The 20,740-nt window shown below is 50.7% G+C and carries 14 protein-coding genes; 5 read left to right on the top strand and 9 right to left on the bottom strand.

Annotated features, from left to right (window positions below):
- Positions 1-5 precede the first annotated feature (5 nt).
- Positions 6-1,994, bottom strand: a complete 1,989-nt coding sequence (locus SH449x_RS08845; RefSeq protein ID WP_482380975.1) for an FG-GAP repeat domain-containing protein — start codon at positions 1,992-1,994, stop codon at positions 6-8.
- A complete protein-coding gene (locus SH449x_RS08840) occupies positions 1,991-2,914 on the bottom strand; it encodes a dihydrodipicolinate synthase family protein (RefSeq protein ID WP_482380974.1) in 924 nt (307 codons plus the stop codon). Before SH449x_RS08840 ends, SH449x_RS08845 begins: the two co-directional genes overlap by 4 nt.
- A gap of 430 nt (positions 2,915-3,344) precedes the next feature.
- Between SH449x_RS08840 and SH449x_RS08835 the strand changes: the two genes are divergently transcribed.
- Positions 3,345-4,763, top strand: a complete 1,419-nt coding sequence (locus SH449x_RS08835) for an inorganic phosphate transporter (protein ID WP_482380973.1) — start codon at positions 3,345-3,347, stop codon at positions 4,761-4,763.
- 203 nt (positions 4,764-4,966) lie between these two features.
- On the opposite strand, the gene SH449x_RS08830 is transcribed toward SH449x_RS08835, so the two are convergent.
- The 3 genes from SH449x_RS08830 to msrA all read right to left on the bottom strand — a co-directional run bounded on the left by SH449x_RS08830 (position 4,967) and on the right by msrA (position 9,808).
- Positions 4,967-6,412, bottom strand: coding sequence for a DUF1501 domain-containing protein (locus tag SH449x_RS08830; protein WP_482380972.1), 1,446 nt, complete (start codon positions 6,410-6,412; stop codon positions 4,967-4,969).
- 23 nt (positions 6,413-6,435) lie between these two features.
- Positions 6,436-8,808, bottom strand: coding sequence for a PSD1 and planctomycete cytochrome C domain-containing protein (locus SH449x_RS08825; RefSeq protein WP_482380971.1), 2,373 nt, complete (start codon positions 8,806-8,808; stop codon positions 6,436-6,438).
- A gap of 187 nt (positions 8,809-8,995) precedes the next feature.
- Complete coding sequence (gene msrA, locus SH449x_RS08820; RefSeq protein WP_482380970.1) at positions 8,996-9,808, bottom strand: peptide-methionine (S)-S-oxide reductase MsrA; 813 nt, start codon at positions 9,806-9,808, stop codon at positions 8,996-8,998.
- A 216-nt stretch (positions 9,809-10,024) separates the two neighbouring features.
- Between msrA and SH449x_RS08815 the strand changes: the two genes are divergently transcribed.
- Together SH449x_RS08815 and SH449x_RS08810 are read left to right on the top strand one after the other, a co-directional pair.
- Complete coding sequence (locus SH449x_RS08815; protein ID WP_482380969.1) at positions 10,025-10,210, top strand: hypothetical protein; 186 nt, start codon at positions 10,025-10,027, stop codon at positions 10,208-10,210.
- Between the two features lie 288 nt (positions 10,211-10,498).
- Complete coding sequence (locus SH449x_RS08810) at positions 10,499-12,217, top strand: amidase (protein WP_482380968.1); 1,719 nt, start codon at positions 10,499-10,501, stop codon at positions 12,215-12,217.
- Here the strand turns inward: SH449x_RS08810 and SH449x_RS08805 are convergent.
- Both SH449x_RS08805 and SH449x_RS08800 read right to left on the bottom strand, forming a co-directional pair.
- Positions 12,207-12,797: a hypothetical protein gene (locus tag SH449x_RS08805; RefSeq protein WP_482380967.1), complete on the bottom strand. Its 591-nt coding sequence runs from the start codon at positions 12,795-12,797 to the stop codon at positions 12,207-12,209. The genes SH449x_RS08810 and SH449x_RS08805 overlap by 11 nt on opposite strands.
- Positions 12,798-12,961: 164 nt before the next feature.
- On the bottom strand, positions 12,962-13,957 hold the full coding sequence (locus SH449x_RS08800; RefSeq protein WP_482380966.1) for a hypothetical protein: 996 nt from the start codon (positions 13,955-13,957) through the stop codon (positions 12,962-12,964).
- Between the two features lie 540 nt (positions 13,958-14,497).
- Here SH449x_RS08800 and SH449x_RS08795 point away from each other — a divergent pair.
- Together SH449x_RS08795 and SH449x_RS08790 are read left to right on the top strand one after the other, a co-directional pair.
- A complete protein-coding gene (locus SH449x_RS08795; protein ID WP_482380965.1) occupies positions 14,498-18,046 on the top strand; it encodes a PAS domain-containing hybrid sensor histidine kinase/response regulator in 3,549 nt (1,182 codons plus the stop codon).
- A 90-nt stretch (positions 18,047-18,136) separates the two neighbouring features.
- Positions 18,137-18,472, top strand: a complete 336-nt coding sequence (locus SH449x_RS08790; RefSeq protein WP_482380964.1) for an Hpt domain-containing protein — start codon at positions 18,137-18,139, stop codon at positions 18,470-18,472.
- 92 nt (positions 18,473-18,564) lie between these two features.
- Here the strand turns inward: SH449x_RS08790 and SH449x_RS08785 are convergent, their stop codons facing one another.
- A complete protein-coding gene (locus tag SH449x_RS08785; protein WP_482380963.1) occupies positions 18,565-18,978 on the bottom strand; it encodes a response regulator in 414 nt (137 codons plus the stop codon).
- 215 nt (positions 18,979-19,193) lie between these two features.
- Positions 19,194-20,729, bottom strand: coding sequence for a DEAD/DEAH box helicase (locus SH449x_RS08780; RefSeq protein ID WP_482380962.1), 1,536 nt, complete (start codon positions 20,727-20,729; stop codon positions 19,194-19,196).
- Between the last annotated feature and the right edge of the window lie 11 nt (positions 20,730-20,740).

Below are 20,740 nucleotides of genomic sequence, written 5' to 3'. Positions count from 1 at the left end.
AGACTCTACTGACTGCTTCTTGGGTTTTTAAGATAGTAAAGGCGGCCGTCTTCGGCACCGCCTAGGAAGTCGGGGATGCCGTCCCCGTCAAAATCTACCGTCGTTGGACTAACATCGTGACCCTCGATGTTTCGCTCGTTGAGTGGTCCAATCCGTTGCATGTGCCAAGCTCCCGATCGCTCCGCCGTCTGTACCCATAGATCCGCATTCGCCGAATTCAATAACAAATCAAACAACCCATCTCCATTCCAGTCGGTTATGGAAAGCTTGCGACGCCCGCTCCTGCCAGCTTCACCTGCATTTAAACGCATCGGCGCACCATTTTGCTCTAAAATCCGTCGCGCTGGCGCTCGCAAACGCAAGACTCCGTCTTGTTCGTAACGCTCAAAGACCGCCAAGTATCCTTCGTGATCGAGCATCACTAAGTCGTTTCGTCCGTCCCGGTTCACATCAAAGACGCACGGAGTCGTACGCCATTGCGTCAGTAACTCCTTGCCTGTCGGCTTGAGCCACCCCCAAGCCAATTCGGGCTGGTCGTCGACCCACTCGACTTCAATCGGCATCGGTTTCGACAGCTTAGGAGAACCCACGGATCCTGTGTTCTTCATCCAGGATACTTTTCCCAGGATGGAGTTGAATACAATGTCTTGCAATCCATCGTGATCCCAGTCGGCAACGCTCAAAGTCGTATAGCCCCACTTGGCTTCTGCCGGCCCTTGGATGCTGCCGTTGGGGCCAGCCATGACGCGAAACGTTTCTCCTTCGGAATCGAGCCGCACCGGTCTAGCCCATTTGGGCGGAAACACTCCTGGACCGCTCAGGTTTTCAAAGTATTCGATATAGCCAGCTGTATTCCCGCAGACGATGTCGATATCACCATCCCCATCCCAGTCAACTCCAACCGGTGTGGCTAAGGCACCGCATTTGAGGGTGTCGGCGTATTGCTGAAAGTAGACCGGCGCTTCAAAGGTCGGTTTACCGCCGACAAGTCCAATGTTCTCGACAAAAGCAACCCGCCCATCTTCGTCGCCGACAATCAAATCAAAATCCCCATCGCGGTCCCAGTCGAAGGCAATCGGCACAATCATTTGCAAATCCATCTTTAATGGCTGCCCATCGCGAGCCCTAATGGTTACCCCCTCGGCATAGATCGGTTCATGGCGGCTCCCTATATTTTCGAAGTAGGTGAAGCCATCCAGAAACTCCCCGCAGATTAAATCTAAGTCTCCGTCATTATCAAAGTCTTCGAAGTTCTGAGACGGACAGCCGTAAACTTCGAGATCCTTTCCGGCAGCTTGCAAACGGAACGGAGCATCGTACTGGGGCTGCTCGGTTGTCCCCTTGTTGATAAAAACGTAGATCCAGCCGTGTAATGGCCCGTTGGTCCAGTTGCCACGCGCGTCCCAGGCATCGTCCCAGCCGTAGTCGCTCCAATCCTCAATGCCAACGGTCAGATCCAGGCGTCCATCGCCGTTAAAATCCACATACCGCCACTGGTTGTGACGCACCTTTGGGCCCTTGGGTTGTGTTCCCAATGGCTTGTGAAACGCAGGCTCGATCGGGAGCTTTTTCTTTGAGTCTATGCCGACCGACAAAAAACGATCGTATTCGACTCCTGGTGACAAGATGCGAACACCATCATCGACGTAGCTGGGCATGACATAGTGAACAGTGCCACTTAATTTTTTGGCAGGTTCGAACACAGGCAGCTTGGTGTCCCCCTGCCGATTTTCAAAGTACCATACTCCGTTAGAAGGTTTGTCGGGGCAAGAGACAATCAAGTCCATGTCACCATCTTGGTCGACGTCCCAAGGGATCGGCCATGCCCAAAGCCCAACCCCCAAGTCTACGACCAAACCTGGGTTGTTATACTCTAGTGGCTTAAGCTCTTGTCCATAAGATGGCTGCAACGCGCAAGGGTAACATGCAAAAAGCATTGCGACAGATACCGCACGTATCGCTAAGTCGCTAAAGCCATCTCTTAGGAGTTTCATGTCGCAACCAACCCTTTCAGTTCCTCCATGACCGATTTAAGAATCCCATCTACTCGCAAGCGTTCTGGTGGTAGAAATCGATTAAATGGTTCCGCCATAAAGTCGTCGCAAATCCCGAGGATGGAGAGACTGCACTTGGTCGCCTTGATGTGTCTCGAAGCGTATTTGCCGATCTCGTAAACGTACTGCCATGTCTGAATCAAGGCGTTCAGTTCCGCAGCTCGATTCAGATTGCCACTTGCATACGCTTGGTAGCACTCGACAAAGAGTTTCGGCATAACATTGGCACCGCCGTTAACTCCGCCATCTCCACCCTTTTCCAAAGAGGGGACTAGCATCGCTTCTGGTCCCATCATAACAAACCAGTCGGGGCGAATCTTCTTGAGCGCAACAGCTTGTTCAAAGTAGTTCATGTCACCGCTACTATCTTTGATGCCAATGATCTTTGGGTGATGAGCGAGCTTGACGATGGTGTCGATCTCGAACCAGACTTTGGTCAGGCTGGGCATGTTATAGATAACCAGTGGCAGTGGCAAATCGACCAGCAAATGTTCCATGAAGCTGAGCAGCTCGGTTTGTCCAGCTGGAAAGTAATAGGGTGTGGAAAGGACAACCGCGTCAGCTCCGGACTCCTGGGCATGTCGGGCGAGGTCGACCGATTCGACATAGGAGGTGTCCGTCACTCCGACCAAGACGGGGACTCGACCAGCCACTTGTTTCATTACTAATGTCACCAGCTCGCGACGTAGTCGGTAGCTGAGACTGGGGGCCTCTCCCGTGGTTCCCAGGACAAAGATGCCATGGACGCCTCCACCAATAACGTGGTCTAGTAGGCGTTCGAGACCGTCGCGATCGATCTGATCTCGCGATTTGAGGGGGGTGACGAGGGGGGGGATGATGCCGGAGTACGAATGGCCCATGGTGCTGGATGTTAGATATTGTGTAGGGAAGGCTGCGAAGACGCCAAGGTCACGTTTTGAGAGGATGTGTGAGCGAATTGTACACCAGCTAGCGATCGGCAAGCGATCTTGATCGGAGACTCGACTGGCTCATCGCAAGCAAAAGCGAGGGATTTCTGGTGTTTATTGAGGTGTTCTACCGTGGGCTGTGGGGTTTTTACTGCAAAGTCCGAGGGTTTTCCGTCCAAGAAAATAGCCGTTGAGACCTCTCCAGTTCAAACCCACTACGCTTGGAGGGAGTATCTTAACCATTTCTTAATGATTTTTTAGGGGGGGAGGGGGGTGGGTAAGCAATAGACACGACTGGCATATCGTTTACCATCTTGCCTTGGAAAGAGGCAGTGATTGATGTCATTTCGTAGCGAGGTGAAATTACTGTCGACCGTCGCTGATGAGAATACGTATGTCCTTCTGGGAAACAGCCTCGCAACTGCCGATCCTGTCGCTGGTATTTCTTTTTGTTGCCCTCCTGATAGCCTTTGGGTTCGAGTTTATAAACGGCTTTCATGACACAGCAAACGCTGTTACGACGGTCATTTATACTCGCAGCATGAAAGCCAATCACGCAGTGGTGTACTCTGGCTTTTTGAACTTTCTAGGGGTCTTGCTCGGGGGGACTGGTCTCGCCTTTGGAATTGTGAATTTGCTGCCGGTAGAGAAGCTGGTGGACAGCTCGCCACAACTGGCGTTAGTTATGGTGATCGCGATGCTCTCTTCATCCGTTATTTGGAATCTCGGTACTTGGTATGTCGGCCTACCTGTCTCCAGTTCGCACACGCTCATTGGTTCCATCATCGGGGTGGGGATTGCACACGGATTGTTGAGCGAAGGTGATTTAAGCGGCGTCCGCTGGGACAAAGCAACCGATACCGGGCTCGCATTGTTGCTCTCACCCTTGATTGGATTCCTGTTGGCGGGTGGTTTGTTGCTCTTGATGAAGGCGCTGGTTCGTGAACCTCGCCTCTACGAACCGCCGATTGATGGAGACGTCCCACCGGGCTGGATCAAATGGGCGATTCGGCTGACTTGCGGAGGAGTTAGCTTCTTTCACGGATCCAACGACGGGCAAAAAGGTATGGGGCTCTTGATGTTGGTTCTGATTGGATTTATGCCTTCTCTTTATGCGTTACATCCCAATGAGAAGAGTGTCTCGCCGGCTCAAGTACTCGATGCGGCCCATGCCATCAAAGATCGGTTGCCAGAAGCGGAAATGTCAAAGCTGATTACGAAGGCGTCTGACAAAGGGACTTCAACAGATTTTGAAGTCTTGGATGAAAAGCTTCAGGGGCTCGCTTCTTTCTCGCAGTTAGCGGCAGACGATCGCTGGGTTGTTCGACAGTCGATCACGCGACTGAGCAAATTGAAGATACCAGATACGGACGACGCGGCTAAGCTTGTTTCGGTGGGGAGTAAAGCTGAAGTGAAGGTGCTAGATAGTGCAGTGCAGTACGTGCCACTCTGGGTGATTTTCATGACGGCACTTTGCTTGGGCGTTGGGACTATGATCGGATACAAACGGATCGTGGTAACTGTCGCAGAGAAGATTGGTAAATCGCACCTTACGTATGCTCAAGGGATGACGGCAGAGTTGATCGCAGCCGTTACTATTTGCTTGGCGACTTACTACAAGCTTCCGGTCAGCACGACACACGTACTTTCTAGCGGGGTAGCAGGAACGATGGCTGCCAATAAGAGCGGGATCCAATCGGCCACGGTCAAGAAGATTGCGATGGCATGGATCCTGACGCTGCCCATTTGCATGGGGCTGGCTGGAGGGATCTTTGCAGTCGGATATTTGTTTACGAAATAGCAGGCAGCATTCCTTTCGCCTCAGGATGGAGAAAGTTTTGACCGAACTGAGTCTGTATAGTATTCAGCTTGTTTTTTTCGACTTTTGACGGAATTAGTGCAAAATCAGGAGAAACTATCGGACATTCGTTTCGATGCCGTTGGCCGTTTTGATGGGAACACTAATCGACGTTCATTGAACACTATATCCCACCAGGTTTACACCTATGCGAGAATATCCTTCAGCACATGGGCCTCTTCGACTCCTGTTAGCTTGACATCGAGCCCTTGAAACTTTACGGAAAGACGATGATGGTCCAGGCCCAATTGATGCAATAACGTGGCGTGGATATCTCGGACGTGACACGGGTTCTCAATCGGAGCAAAACCTAGTTCATCCGTCTCACCATAGACACAACCGCTCTTGAAACCACCACCAGCAAACCACATCGTAAAGGCATCGATATGATGGTTGCGACCGGTCGACTCACGCACTTCACCCATCGGGGTTCGCCCAAACTCCCCTCCCCAGACGACGATCGTATCCTCCAGCATGCCACGTCGCTTTAAGTCTAAAACCAATGCAGCTGACGCTTGATCGATGTCTCGTGAAACTTCTGGAAGATGCTTTTCCAAGTTCTCCGTGGGACCGCCGTGATGATCCCAATTCGTATGATACAACTGTATGAATCGGACTCCTCGCTCCACAAGCCGCCTCGCCAGCAAGCAATTTCTCGCGAATGTGGTCTCTTTGGGATCTTTGATACCGTATAAGTCGAGCGTTTCCTGAGACTCGGATTCCGTCGCCATCAACTCCGGCGCACTGGTTTGCATCTGAAAGGCCATCTCGTAGGCATTGATTCGGGTCATGATTTCGGGATCTCCCGTCCGCAGAAGACGCTTGGCATTGAGTTCTTTGACGGAATCGACCACGCGTCTTTGCATCATCGGATCAACACCTGTGGGATTCGACAAATTCAAAATCGGATCCCCCTGATTCCGCAGCGGGACTCCTTGATAACTGGTGGGGAGCATGCCACTACCCCATAGAACCGAACCACCTCGGGGACCTCGCGGTCCGCTTTGCAGAACAACGAATCCGGGCAGATCTTGGCACTCGCTGCCCAGTCCGTAGGTGACCCAGGCACCCATGCTGGGTCGACCGAATAGACCCGTTCCGCAATTCATGAAGAGCTTGGCAGGTGCATGATTGAACAAATCTGTCTTGCAGGTTTTTACAATCGTGATGTCATCCACGATTTTGGCTGTGTACGGAAGCAGATCGCTTACCCAAGTGCCATTGTCACCGTACTGAAAGAACTGGCGTTTAGGGGCCAGCAGATTGATGCGGTGGCTGCTATCCATAAACGCAAAACGCTTTCCCTCAATGTAGCTTTGTGGGATCGGCTGGTCGTTGAGATCGTAGAGTTTGGGCTTGTAGTCGAGCATCTCCAGTTGCGACGGTCCACCCGCCATGAATAAAAAAATGATACTCTTCGCCTTGGCAGGAAAATGGGGTGGCTTGGGAGACATGGCGTTATTGGTGAGCTCGCTGGCGAGTCCATCTTTGCCGAGTAAGGTACCGAGAGCCATAGCGCCTACACCTATTCCGCATTGACGGAACAAGTACCTGCGCGACATGCTTACGAGGTCATCTTGGTTATTCATCATCTGTTTCGATCCTCGTTCCGTAACTACTCTCGGGTCATGGTTTCGTCTAAGTTCAGTAGCACTCTCGCGGCGCTAAGTGGCTCAAGCTTTCTCAACACCTCTAACTCATCAATGGCTGGCTCGCGGGATAAGCAGCGTTGGAACGCTATCTCCAGCCCATCGCGTTCAATGATTTTGGCTAGACTTTCTGCAAACTCGTAAAAGCCTGCGTCGTTTAGCAAAGTTAAGGCTTGGAGCGGTGTATTGCTCCTCGCCCTTCTTGTGCAAGTACTCAGTCCTTCAGGTGCATCGAAAACGCTCAATGAGGGAGGGGGTGTCGCTCGATAAACAAAGGTATAGAGAGCACGTCGATAGCGATCCTCCCCGGTGCTCACCTTCCAAGCCCGCTTGACTTGGCCAAGATTCATGACGCCGTCCGGGATGGGGGGAAACACTGGGGGCCCACCCAGTTTCGGAGCAAGCAACCCGCTCGCTGACAGGGCGACATCGCGAACAATCTCTGCGTCTAATCGCAAGCGTTGCTGCTTGGCCAGAAGATAATTATTCGGATCAACTTCGACCAAATCGGATCGAAAATCAGAACTCTGCTGGTATGTGTGCGACGACAGAATCAGTTTGTGCAATCGCTTCAAGCTCCAGTCTCGTTGGAAATCTAAAGCCAGCCAATCGAGCAACTCAGGATGAGTAGGGACAGTCCCTAACGTGCCGAAGTCGCTTTCTGTTTCTACCAATCCTCGTCCGAAGTACTGCTGCCACACGCGATTCACGATGACTCGTGCGGTGATAGGATTCTCGTGATCCACAATCCATCTGGCTAAATCAAGCCGGTTCGGATTGTCCGACGCTGCACGCAAAGGATGCAGTATGCTGGGTGTACCGCAGCCCACCTCTTCGTCGGGACGCGTAAAATCCCCTTTGATGTAAACATGGGTCTTGCGAGGGTCTTTGCGCTCTTCAAGAACGAGGGTCGATGTCTCACCGCGAACCTCGCTGCTGAGCTTCTGGTAGGCTTGGAATTTAGCCTGAAACTCCTCGTCTAGCTTTCCATTACTATGATTGTAGAGGTCCCTCAGATCTCCTTTGGATCGTTTGCTAATTTCTTTCTTAAGGATCGCTTGAATCGAGCCCGGTTGTTTCTTGCGTTCCTCCCCCGTCAGACCTTGTTCCCAGGATTCCAAACCTGCTCGACGTTGATCCACGTAAGCATCGATCTCCGTTTCTGCGTTCGCGAGTTGGTTTTTCAGTTCGGGCACGTTGGTTCCTTCGCGATAGACTCGCATGGAAGGTTCGTTTTGGTTGTTGAAAAATGCGAACAGCTCGAAGTATTCCTTCTGGCTGATGGGATCGAATTTATGATCATGGCATTGACAGCAGCCAACGGTCAGTCCTAGCCATACCGAGCCGGTGGTCGCAACTCGATCGAACACGCTATCAATTCGAAACTGCTCTGGATCAATTCCACCTTCTTCGTTGATCTGCGTATTGCGATGAAAGCCGGTCGCTATCTTTTGCGATTGTGTCGCGTCAGGAAGCAAATCGCCAGCTAATTGCTCAATGGTAAATTGGTCAAACGGCATATCCTTGTTGAATGCGTTTACCACCCAATCTCGGTAGGACCAAATCTCGCGAGGTGAGTCAATGGAATAGCCATTGCTGTCTGCGTAACGAGCTTGATCCAGCCACCATCGGCCCCAGCGTTCTCCGTAGTGTGGGCTGCCTAGCAACGCGCGACACAGATTGTTGTAGGCTAGGTCTGGGTCCGCTTGATAATCCTTTTGAAAAGCTTGAACTTCCTCGGGGCTTGGGAGCAACCCCAGCAAATCGAGATAGACCCGTCGGATAAGTACTGAGGCCGATGCCCTAGGGGAAGGTGCAATGGCTTGTTCGGAAAGCTTTGCTTGAATGAAACGGTCGATCGGGTGGGAGAGGTTTTCTAACTCTGGTGGTTCCACCGCAGTCGGGGCTTCGAACGCCCAGTGAGCTTCGTAAGCTGCCCCCCCTGCGATCCATCGTTCGAGAATATCAATTTGTTTTGCGGTGAGAGATTTGCCGAGGTGGTGAGGAGGCATCACCTCATCTTCATCAGAGCTACGCACTCGCCGTAGAATTTCGCTCTCCTCAGGATTGCCAGGCATAATGGCAATCTCACCCGAATCCCCCTCAGCTGTTGCCCCCTCAAAGGTGTCCAGGCGAATCCCCCCCTGCCGAGACTCGGCATCAAAGCCATGACAAGCGAAGCAACGTTCGGAGAGTATTGGCAAAACATCGTTACGAAAGGAGACTTCTTGGGAATCACCGCCTAGCAGACTAGGGCACCATGCAAAGCACAGAAATATGAGCCACAGACGCGGTAGATTCACCGAAACCTGCGGCGTCTGGTTAGGGAACCCTATCATCAATGAAACTTCTCCTAGGCAGCGATAAAAAAGACACCATTCTAGCATAACCACAAAGCGAGCGTGCAACAAACTCCCTTTGTAGGCCTGGCAGGGAAAGTAACGCCGACTAGTGGTGCTCGCGGGCTGTAGGGTGAATGATTCCCGATTGCGAAGTTATGCCCTCGGACAGAAATGTATCGGAATCTTACTTTCCGCGTGAATCGATTTCTTTATTGGCCTCTTCATTCTTCTTTGCGTCCTGTTTCTTATCGGGTTGCTTCTTCTTGTTCGTAACGGAGTACTCTTTGAACAGCCGTTCGAATTTGTTCACCTTGTCCCGCACGACCGTGTAGCAGTATTGCTGGTTTCGGTTTCGATTGTAGTAGTTCTGATGGTATTCTTCGGCACGATAGAAGACTCCCAACTGAGTTATCTCGGTAACGATCGGTTTCCTGTAGACTCGCTCCTCGGTGAATTTTTTGATGATCTTCTCGGCAACCTCTTTCTGTTCTTCTGTGTGATAGAAAATAGCGGAGCGATACTGAGGTCCGATATCGGGGCCTTGCTTGTGCCAACTCGTCGGATCATGCGTCTTTAGAAAAACGATGAAGACTTGCTCTAGCGATACTACACTCGGGTCAAAGGAGACTTGTACAACCTCTGCATGGCCTCCAAACTTGATGGTTTCGTAAGTAGGGTTGGGGAGGGTCCCTCCCGTGTAGCCTGACACGACTGACATGACTCCGTCGAGCCTCTGAAAGACAGCCTCGACGCACCAAAAACAGCCCCCTCCTAGGGTAATGGTTTCAAGGTCCTTTTTCTGGGAGCCCATGTCGTCATTAGTCGTTTGAACTCCGATTTCGGCCGGTCCTCCTCGGACGGGGAAAATCAAACCGAGCAGAGTCAGTGCGAAAATGCAATAGCCAAGAATGGCCGGAAAGCCTGAGGAACAGGAACTTCTCGGGCGAACGATTCCGCACTCTCGTAAGTTTAGGTTGCCGAGACGCATGCTAGTCATGAGAAACCTCCAAATCACAACAAGTTACCGAACAGATTCTGAAAAAGAATCCGTCTTCTATTCTTCTACTTTAGGACTGGGTCTAGGTCATTTTAGCATTGCGGGCGGTCGAGGCCATTAGATAATTGGGACCAAGTCAGGGGCGATCGTAAAATGAAAACTGGTCGACATTGCTCCCCATTCCCTACATTACCGCTTAGATCGGCTGCCTAAAGCATGAAGAGATTTTCTGTTTTCTTTCGAGAGACTTGGTGGCTCTGGGTGATCTGCGCTGGCGTCTCCGTTGGAATGTCTATTTTTTTGACGCCGATAATGCTTTGCGGTTTGCCGATGCTGTTGGTGGTGTTTCTTTATTTCGCCTTGGTTCGCTACGACAGCGACGGGAATTTTATCGGTTCTTGATGGTATCCCGTGAGGCAATACGAAGTCGGCCAGTCTCTTTTCAATTGCCGCTCAGCTAGAAGTTTTGCCCAGGGGAGATTGTCGCGGTTGGACTCGCCGGCCTCGTTCTAAGCGGTGGATCATTCCACTTGACGGCCATACATGTTGATTGACTATTTCCGAATTTATGCCGAACAAGCTTGTTGCTTGTCTGACTATAATCGCGAGCGGTGAGCGATATTTTTGGCTCGTTACCGCACCCTTGGGTGCTTTTATAGTTAGTAGTGCTCGTTGACAACAGGTGACTTGATGAAACGACGACAGGCATTGATGTCTATTTTTGCTGGCGGCACGGTCGGCAGCGTGTCTCTTTCCCCCGCCATCCAGAGAGCAATCATTGCCCAGGACGACGGTCTGACTGCCAATGGTATTGTGACTGCCGAGCAGGTCGAACAAGCGAGCTGGATCGTTGATGCGAATCTCACGAGAGAGCAATGCGAGGAAGTCGCCAAGGAATTGACCCGACGATTGCGAGGCTTAAAGCCGCTTCGCAAGAACCCGCCCCGTGAGGACGTGCCGATGCCTCTCGCGTTCTTGCCAGCATTCTTCGTGGAGTCATCGGACTCGGAGTACCCAAGCTCCGCAGGCTCCAGCGACTGGAAAAAGATGGTCGATTTGCCGGAACTTACCAAGATCAGCGACATTCTCGAGTGGTCCATACCACAACTGGCACTCGGGATTCGAAAGGGAATTATCACGTCGGAGCAAATCACACAGTTCTACTTAGATCGATTGAGAGTAGCCAATCAGTCGCTGCTGTGCGTAGTGAACTTTCACGAGAACGCGATCGATTCTGCAAAGCGTATGGACCAGGAATTACGTGAGGAAAAAGATCGTGGGGTGCTGCATGGTATCCCGTGGGGGGCCAAGGACATTATTGCTGTGCCGGGGATGCCAACCACATGGGGGGTTGGACGCTACGAGGATAGGGAGTGGTCGGTGCCAGCCACAGTCTATGAAAAGCTGGAGAAAGCAGGCGCCATTCTGCTGGCCAAGCTGAGTGTGGGGACCATGGCATGGGGGGACGAATGGTTTGGTGGGACAACCAAGAATCCATGGAACACAAATCAAGGGAGTTCAGGCTCCTCCGCCGGGAGCGCGTCTGCCGTGGCAGCCCGATTGTGTCCGTTCGCGTTGGGTTCAGAAACGTTGGGAAGCATAGTCTCTCCCACTCGTGTGTGTGCGACAAGTGGTTTGCGTCCTACTTTCGGGCGAGTGAGTCGAGCGGGCTGTATGACGCTAGCTTGGTCGATGGACAAAATCGGACCGATCGCCAATCGAGTTGAAGACTGTGCGGTCGTATTTAACGAATTATTGGGTGTTGACCAGCGAGACCCAACGGTCGTAGAAAGGGGATTTGAGTGGCCTATTGATATTTCTCTCAAAGGACTCAAAGTGGGAGTCACCGAACGTCCATCGCGGGCGGAACGTTACATTGCCGAATGGCTTGAAAACCAAGGGGCGGAGTTGGTTACAATCAAGTTCGAAAAATCCCCTACCATCGCCATGTTGGATGCCCTGTCGGTTGAAGCGGCTTCGGTTCATGACCAATTGTTTCGAACTGTCTCAGAAGATCGCGAACTAGGCAAATGGGGGCCCTCCTACCGCGGGGCGCAATGGGTTCGTGCGATCGATTATTTGCACGGCATGAGAGAGCGAGTTGCCTTGATCCAAGATACCGAGACTCACTTGGCGAGCGTTGACTTACTCGTCGGGGATGGGAACCTATCTCGAATGAATTTGACCGGCCATCCAAGCTTGGTTGTGGCTTACGGCGTAGAGCCTACTAGAAGAACTGCCGACGATAGCAATGCCGAACAACCTAGTGCGCCTGATTCCAAATTCGATACAGAGGGACGCCAGCGTCCCAATACGGTTGTGCTCACGGGCAAGATGTTTAGCGAATCGATTCTGCTTGCTGTTGGACGAGAAATACAGAATGCTCATCCCTTTGGGGTTATTGGGTGAGTGGGGGTTCCTTAACGAGATCCACTACGTTGGGGAGGTGTGGTGCGGGCTCGAAAAAGGGGATTAGAGAAATCGAACCAGTCGTGAAGTGCTTAGCAATGCGAGGCGTTTCGGAATCGATAACCCCCAGCGCGGCAGCTTGCTCGAGACTCCACGCTTGGTCCACATCACAACTCTTGAGAAGTAGAACATGAGAAGCATGCCATTTGATTCCCAGCAATACAGCCAGGGCATCAGTGGTTGTGCTCCAATCAGTCGCCAGACGTAGTTGAGGAATCGTATCTTCAAGGTTTGCAGGAGAGTAAAAGGAAGAAGCCTTGACCCATCGTGTGAGTGGACGGGACTCCCCGGTCCACCTTCCGAAATCCTCGTAACTTTGAACGACGCCATCGACGGGTAACAACTGTGCAGCGATTTCGCAGGTTGTATTCAATAGGTTTACACAGTGCCAATGCAGTGCGGCTTGGTCCAAGTTTGGGTAGACTTTGTGTAACGATCGCACTCCCTCCACGATATCGCCACCACCGACCAACAGCGAGATCGCAGCCGAATCGTGCTGCGCAATGAGCCGTCGAAGCATTCGTGGCCAATTTGGCTGCGAGTAGAGAATTGACCCACCTAACTTGATTACCAAACGAGCCCTTGTCACCGCACTCCTTTCTCTAGGTTAGCCGTTGCAGATACAGATTTTTTGAGCCGTTCATTTTGGACCGGCGAGACAATTATCCTTTTTTCGGACACGAGCTAGGGCAGAGATAAGCGACCAATTCTGCCTTCAGATCCACACGCCCAAATAGCACCAGCACTTGTGGTCACGACGCTGTGAAACCCAGTACTGTTCAACGCTTCCCATGTACGACCATCCCTGGAGATGTCGGTTCCAGATGGGCCAACCGCAATCCAAGTACGTCGATTGGGAATCGATGCCACGCTGGAGCGGAATCCCAGCGGCAATGACGTTGGCTTCTTCCATGTGATACCACGATCCGTACTGAAGGCCGCAATCATGTCGCGACCGTTGGTTTGTTGGTGATTCCCACCGACCGTCCAGCTGATATTGTCAGTCAGAGCGATAGAAAAAATTCCACTCGACGGACCGCTCCTAATCGGAGCAACTTCAATCGATTCCCAATTCCATTCGTTAGAGTTACCAAATCGAAAATCTGAAATAGCACAATGTAGTACCCTAGCCATACCATTTCTCCCTCCCAAACCAATCCAGACCCGTTCATCGTAGATTGCAATGCTGCTGTTGCTCGCAGCAAAGCCCGCCTCTCCCGGTTCCACGATGGGACAACGATCGGGTGGCAACTCGATCCAGGTGGAGCCTTCGTCGACCGTGATGAAGATCTCCAAGCGATCTTGGATGGGATCACCAAAGGCTATGCCTCGTTGATTATCAATGAACTTCATTCCGTTGATGAACGTCTCGGAAAGGTTGCTGCGAAAGACGATTCTCCATGTAACCCCTCCGTCAACTGTTTTCGCGATACAAGCGGGTTTGCCCGCAGTTGCCACAATACATCGTGAGGCATCCCAAGCAAAAATAGATCGGAAATCGCTTTGTTCTAACCCCGGCACTTTGCGAATAGTGGCTTTAGCCCCTCGATCGGAAAGCCGCAGCACTGTGCCCATACTTCCACATGCCCATGCGATATTGTCGTTTATGGGTACGATCCCTCGCAAACTTGATTCAGGAGCATGTTGGGTAATTTGCCATTCCTGGGCATGTATTCCCATTGGAAAAAATGGTAGCAGACCCAGAAAGACCGCGAAGAAAATCGCAGCTCTACTCTGTCCGTGACGGTTGAAAAAACGAAGTTGCTGTCCGTGCATTCCTGGAGCCTTACTGGGTTAATGGAACCGATATTCTAACGCATGAACGTTCGATGCAAACCATCCTGGCCAATCGATATTGGGCTCAAACCGATATTCCTTAGCTTGCAAAAAGGTAAGGTTGTAAGTAGGTCGCATCCCAGCACTTTAGAATTAGTTCCCTTTTTGCACATCGTCTCTCGGGTTGGTGCTCGATTCTTCTGGATATCCCGCCTAGCTGATTTGGTTTGGCTAGCCGAATTGGCTGGAGAAGATCAAACTTTTTCATTACATGCCAAGGTGGCTGTGCAAAGAATGCAAAAACGGGGCTCGCTGCGATAAATGGACTGATTGCGAAGATTCACAGCCGATGCTCCATCGTAACGAAGTTTGCCCCCTTCGCCAGAGAAAAAGTGAATCGTCGCGTCTGAGTCGTTATGGTACCAATGGGAGTCGAAAAGCTAAATGGCCGATGCCTGGCTCGAAAGAGGCCCTACCTTTGCAGAAATCCAATCCAGGTTCGTCGAATCCGTCTCGAATCTGAACCGTTCTTTTTTTGTAGTTTTCTTTCTAATCGGATTTTCTGTCCTAGCCTTAGAGTACTTTGCGTATCACGCATCGGAAAACAATATCGACCTTGCAGAAACGGTTAATCTTGCCGAACGCCAACGCTCTCAGGTGTTTCAAATCGCAGTACTGGTTGGTATCGAAACCGAAGATTCGATAGACAACGCCATTCCATCAATCGAGCTAAGCGAAAAAGTAGAACGAATCCGAGTCGAAGGAGAGTTACTCAATAATAGACTTTTGGAGTTCTCATCGCATAAGAGCAACCCGCTTGCAACCTCGTTGAAGACCTCCTCACAACTCCGCGACGAGATCCTTGATTCCATTGAAACCCATTTCTCAAAGCGTGGCGATCCCTTTCAAAATCACGTGGAACGCCAAATAGGGCTCAGCAACAAGACAGAGCAATTCTCACAAAAGATAGGCGAGATTGTCGGCCGAACCAGGCAGCTGTTTGTTGAAAGCTCCCAAAAGCTCCAAAGAGTGACATTCGTTTCATTCGGCATCATATTTATAGGGTGCCTGATCATCCTGACTCAGTTTGTAATCTATGATGTCCGAACAAAATCCAAAGAGCTCTCACGAATTACGACTGAGAAACATCGATTGGCAGTTATAGCGGAACGGACGAGCAATGCGGTTATCATCACTGATATCGATGGACGTATCGAATGGGTGAATGCCGGATTCACGCGGATCACGGATTACACTTTTGAGGAAGCAATCGGGAAAAAACCAGGAGATCTATTGCAGTACGAGAAGACCGATCCAGCGATTATAGACAAGATACGCCGAGCGATTCGCTCACGCACTTCCATCAATTGCCAGCTTCAAAATCGTGCCAAATCGGGGCGTGAATATTGGCTCGAAATCAATCTACAAACGCTGAATGACCAAACGGGCAATGTAGTCGGCTTCATGGCGGTGGAGACAGACATAAGTGAACTTAAAAAAATTGAGTCAAAGATTCGCGAAGAGCAAGATGTCTTATTATCGACGTTAGATGCTCTCACCTCAAAGGTGGCTATCATTGATCAACAAGGGCATGTCATCAAGGCAAACAAAAGGTGGATTGAGTTTCAAATGTCGCTGATGTCCTATCTTCCTACAGATATGGACAATCCGAATCTGTTCCGAATCCTTGACTCCTCAGATCTGTTGACCCCATCTACATGCAAAGAAGTCATTTCAGGCTTCAAGCAGGTACTAAATGGCAAAATACCCTGCTTCGAAATTGAGTATCCTTACTGCCCGCAGAAAAACAAGCGATGGCTTCGATCGGTTGCAACGGCATGCACGAGGGATGGTAAAATCAATGCCGTGGTTTCCACAGAAGACATTACTGATAGAGTCGACTCTGAAAGAAAAGCCCAAGCGTATGCGAGTCGTGTTCAGGCAGTGTTCGATGGAAGCAGTGATGCAATCCTACTTCTAAGCGAGGGGAACTTTTTGGATTGCAATAAAAAGGCACTTGGGATATTCGGTATCTCTTCAAAAGATCAACTCGCATATCTATGGAAATTCAAAGCTCTCTTATACTCTTTCGAATTGTCTGGAATGTCGTCGACAACACGCTCATTGAATATAAACGCTTACAGTGCAAATCCAGACTGGCTGGACACAGTCAAGTCGCAGGAGTCGCCAGAGTCGGAGCCACCCGCCCAAACACATGAAGCACAAAATATCTGTTTCGAATGGAATCTTGAGAGAGTCGACGGGACAATCTTCCCTGCCGAGATACTAGTGTCGAAGCTAGAGCTTGATGGCGAACCTGTTCTTCTAGCAAGTGTCCGTGACATTTCAGATCGGAAAGAAACCTTGCGATACCTAGACATGTATCGTTCCATTGTCGATCGTCACGCCATTGTAGCGGAGACCGATATGACAGGTCGAATTCTCTATGCAAATGATCAGTTTTGCGAGATAAGTGGATATTCTAGAAATGAACTCATCAACCAAAACCATCGAATTCTAAACTCAGGAACGCATTCGAAACAATTTTGGAGGAATGTCTTTAAACTGGTTGCCAATAAGCAATCGTGGCATGGGGAGATATGCAATAAAACCAAAGATGGGCGTCTCTATTGGGTTGCTACTACGATTGCTCCGCTATTGAGTCACGAAGGAAAGATACGAGGCTACTTTGCTATTAGAACCGACATAACAGCCTTGAAGAACGCAAAGGTGCAGGCTCAAGCTGCTAGTGATGCGAAAAGTCAGTTTCTTGCAAATATGAGCCATGAGATCAGAACACCCATGACAGCTATATTAGGATATGCAGACTTACTAGCTGACGAAATTGCCAGTCCCAACAAGCCTACTCATTGCATCGAGTACGTAAATACGATCAAAAGGAATGGAGAGCATTTGCTCTCCATTATTAATGATATTCTCGACATCTCTAAGATCGAAGCAGACAAAATGGAGGTCGAATCCATTGTTACCAACCCTGAGCAGATCATCAAAGAGGTAATCGCACTGATGAAGGTAAAGGCATTGGACCGGCGAATTGATCTTCGAGTTCACATCCACCCCTCGATACCGAGGGCCATCCAAAGTGACCCAACACGCATTCGACAGATTCTGATGAACCTTCTCGGTAATGCAATTAAATTCACTGAACAAGGAGAAGTGGTGCTCGAAGTAAACACCTCCTCCTCTCCGAATCTTCAGATGGAATTCGTTGTACGCGACACTGGTATTGGAATGACTCCAGATCAATTGGAAAGACTCTTCTCTGCATTTTATCAAGCGGATGCGACTATGACACGTCGATTCGGTGGCAGTGGACTCGGGCTGCAGATAAGCAAACGGCTAGCTTTGATGTTAGGAGGCGATTTAACTGCCCGCAGCACATATGGAAAAGGGAGTGAATTCCAATTCACACTTCCTTTGAAGGAAATAGTTATTCCTTACGATAGTGCATCGATTCGACAAAGTTCTGCGAATAACGATTCTGGCTCGGTTTCGCCCCAGGACACTCCCCTCTTTGGCGTAAAGATCCTACTTGCTGAAGACGGAATCGACAATCAAAAGCTCATAACCTTTCACCTGCGAAAAGCGGGGGCTGACGTGACGGTTGTTCCCAATGGCAAAGAGGCGATACAGGCACTAACGGTCGATGGAACTATTGAAGGAGCGCTTATGAGTCCGAACCGTTTTGATTTGATCCTAACTGATATGCAGATGCCTGAAATGGATGGCTATTCTGCAGCCAGACTTTTGCGTGCCAAAGGTTGTCAATTACCGATCCTAGCCCTCACGGCGAATGCTATGGCTAGCGATGCTGCGATGTGTATCGAAGCCGGCTGTGACGAACACGTGAGCAAGCCTATAGATCGTCAGCAGCTAGTCGAGACTTGCTCGCGCTGGGCAAAGCGCCACAGCCGGGGAGTCATTGTTGATGGACTCGGAGGAGTAAGTGATGCTTTACGCTCGTCCATTTGAACGAGCCATCTTCCAATGCCCGGACATTTTGATCGCCCGCGTATCGATAAATTTTAGTGGCTTTCATTCCGTCATAAGGGAAATTGAGAAATGAATAAATCGAACGAATACAAGATCCATTCACTATTTGCAACGGACGAAGACTTCACCGACTTGCTTCGCGAGTTTGTGCACAGTCTTCCTTACCGCCAACAATCTTTGACAGATTGCTTGGAGAATCGAGACCTAGAGAGATTGACCCGGATCATCCATCAGCTAAAAGGAGCCTGTGGGGGCTATGGCTTTCCGAGCCTGACAGATGCGGCCCGCGCTTTGGAGGAACAACTGCGAGCCGGTGTCGAGTTAAGCGAACTTCGTGAGCAAATCTTACGATTCGCAGATTTGCTTTCACTGGTCACGACAGATCCCGCCCCGACGGCCGGTTGAGCAAGTCAATTGTATGGCGCTGCAGCGTCCGTCTGTACTGAATGAGATTTAGAAAAATGGGCGTTCACATGAGATGATGCAGGATCATCATCTCATGTAGGAAAGTCCAGCTTGTATCGTCTAAGTCGTGCAATCTGGAACTTGACCGAATTAAGTAGATCTTGCCAACTGAGAGGCTTCAAAAAGTAATCCGCGGCCCCGAAAGCAAGCGAAGATTCGAGAGCATTCCGGCTTGAAACCGCCGTCATCAAAATCACCGGCGTCAAGGGGTTCGCATCCTTGATTGCTTTTAACAGCTTAATTCCATTGCTTTCGGGCATATCTAGATCGGTTAGGCAAATGTCAATCTCACCCGCAACAGCACGGCCAATGGCCTCATTGACATTTGCAGTCGCGATTACCTCGATGCTCTCATCCATTAATTTCTGCAGCCAGCGACTGATTAGCGACAGTTGTGCTTCGTCATCGTCCACAACGAGGATGCGAATTGTTTCAAAATTTCCCATGCTACCAAAACTCCATTGCTCAAGTATCGACGAACCCCTGTTCTAACCATTATCGAAGTTTTTTGGGCAGCTCCATGAGCAGAATCGCATGGTATCCAGCGTTCTGGTGTTACTCAGCATTACGAATGGGTTTTGTGCAGCAATGGTGTTTGATGTGCAATCCAGATGTCCAAGCGGTTTACCGATATTGGTTCCCAAGCGAGATTCTTGCTCGTCTAGCGGCGTTTGGAACTGAACTTGGATGGTTTCCGTGGCGCGTCCATGAGTTTGATCTTCTTCACTTTTCCGCTAAGCGAACGACGCCTCTTGACCGAAGGCTTTTTCTTTTTTCTAGCTGGCCCTCGTTCCTCGCGCCCTTCATAGCTTGCTCGCCGCTCGTTCGTTGCGCCCGACTCGGTGCGGGTTGCAACAAACTTGCGTGCTCCTGACTTCTGAGCGTCTGCCGATTTGGTCGTTGCACTTGCTGCACCGTCCGTCGCTATTTGTGCCGCTATTTGTGCGCCTTTTCCAGCTTGTTCACGGGGACTCCGCTTCGACTTAGTCGACCTCTTCGCTCCCTCACCCCGTTTCGGTGTGCCAGAGTCGAACTTGGATTTTGCCCCTTTCCCGCGGCCCGAGGTTGGGCGAGTCTGCTTGCGAGTGAAGAATTGTATCTCCTCATCCGCAACATCAGGTGCGTGGAAAGGATGATCGGTATCGACAGGTATCGATTGCCCGATCAGCTTTTCAATCTCCTGTAGCCACGTATATTCGTCGCTATCGCAGAACGTGATACTCTCGCCACTGGCACCCGCGCGGGCCGTTCTACCAATTCGGTGTACGTAGCTGTCCGGGTCGTGAGGAACGTCGTAATTGATGACGTGAGAAACATTATCGACATCGATCCCCCGGGCTGCGACGTCTGTGGAAATGAGGATCCTGACCTCGCCGTTGCGAAACGCGTTCAAGACCCGTTGTCGAGCATTCTGCGAACGACCGCTGTGAATTCCATCAGCGGATAGTCCGCACTGGGCCATCGATTTGTAAAGTCGGTCTGCACCGTGCTTGGTCTTCATAAAGACCAAAACTCGCGACGCTTTAGGGTCTGTCAGTATTAGATCGAGCAACTTTCGTTTGTTGCTTCGCTCGATGTGCATGACTCGTTGCTTGACCTTTTCCGCCGTGGTCGCAGGTGGCGTTACCATGACGGTCACATGCTTTTGCAGCAGCGTAGCTGCGAGTGCTTCGATGGGAGGTGGCATCGTAGCAGACAAGAAAATAGATTGCCGCTGGCGAGGCAGGATTCGCACGATTCGCTGAATGTCGGGCATAAAGCCCAGGTCGAGCATACGGTCGGCTTCGTCGAGGACAAAGTGCTTGAGTTGTGTGAGGTTCAAGTAACCTTGGCCGACCAAATCCAGCAGACGACCTGGCGTGGCGATCAAGATATGTACACCTCGCGAGAGAGCAGCGATTTGCGGGCGTTGACCAACGCCGCCATAAATCATGGTGTGGCGGATCCTGGTTTGTTTACCGATGAGGCCGAGATTCTCAGAAATTTGGCTAACCAGTTCTCTGGTCGGGGCCAGGATCAATGCGAGGGGATGGTTCGGTACTGGCCTTTCTCCCGAGTTGTGAAGCAACTGAATGAGGGGTATGCCGAACGCCGCGGTCTTTCCTGTTCCCGTCTGGGCGCAGCCGAGAAGATCTCTGCCCTCAAGCAAAGGAGGGATCGCTCCCGCTTGGATGGGAGTGGGTTCGGAATAGTTCATTTTCCGAAGTG

Source organism: Brakhagea baltica, assembly GCF_052161605.1.
Taxonomy (GTDB): domain Bacteria; phylum Planctomycetota; class Planctomycetia; order Pirellulales; family Pirellulaceae; genus JBKCUI01.
The sequence above is the reverse complement of the archived record's forward strand: the minus strand, read 5'-3'. Positions and strand labels throughout refer to the sequence as shown.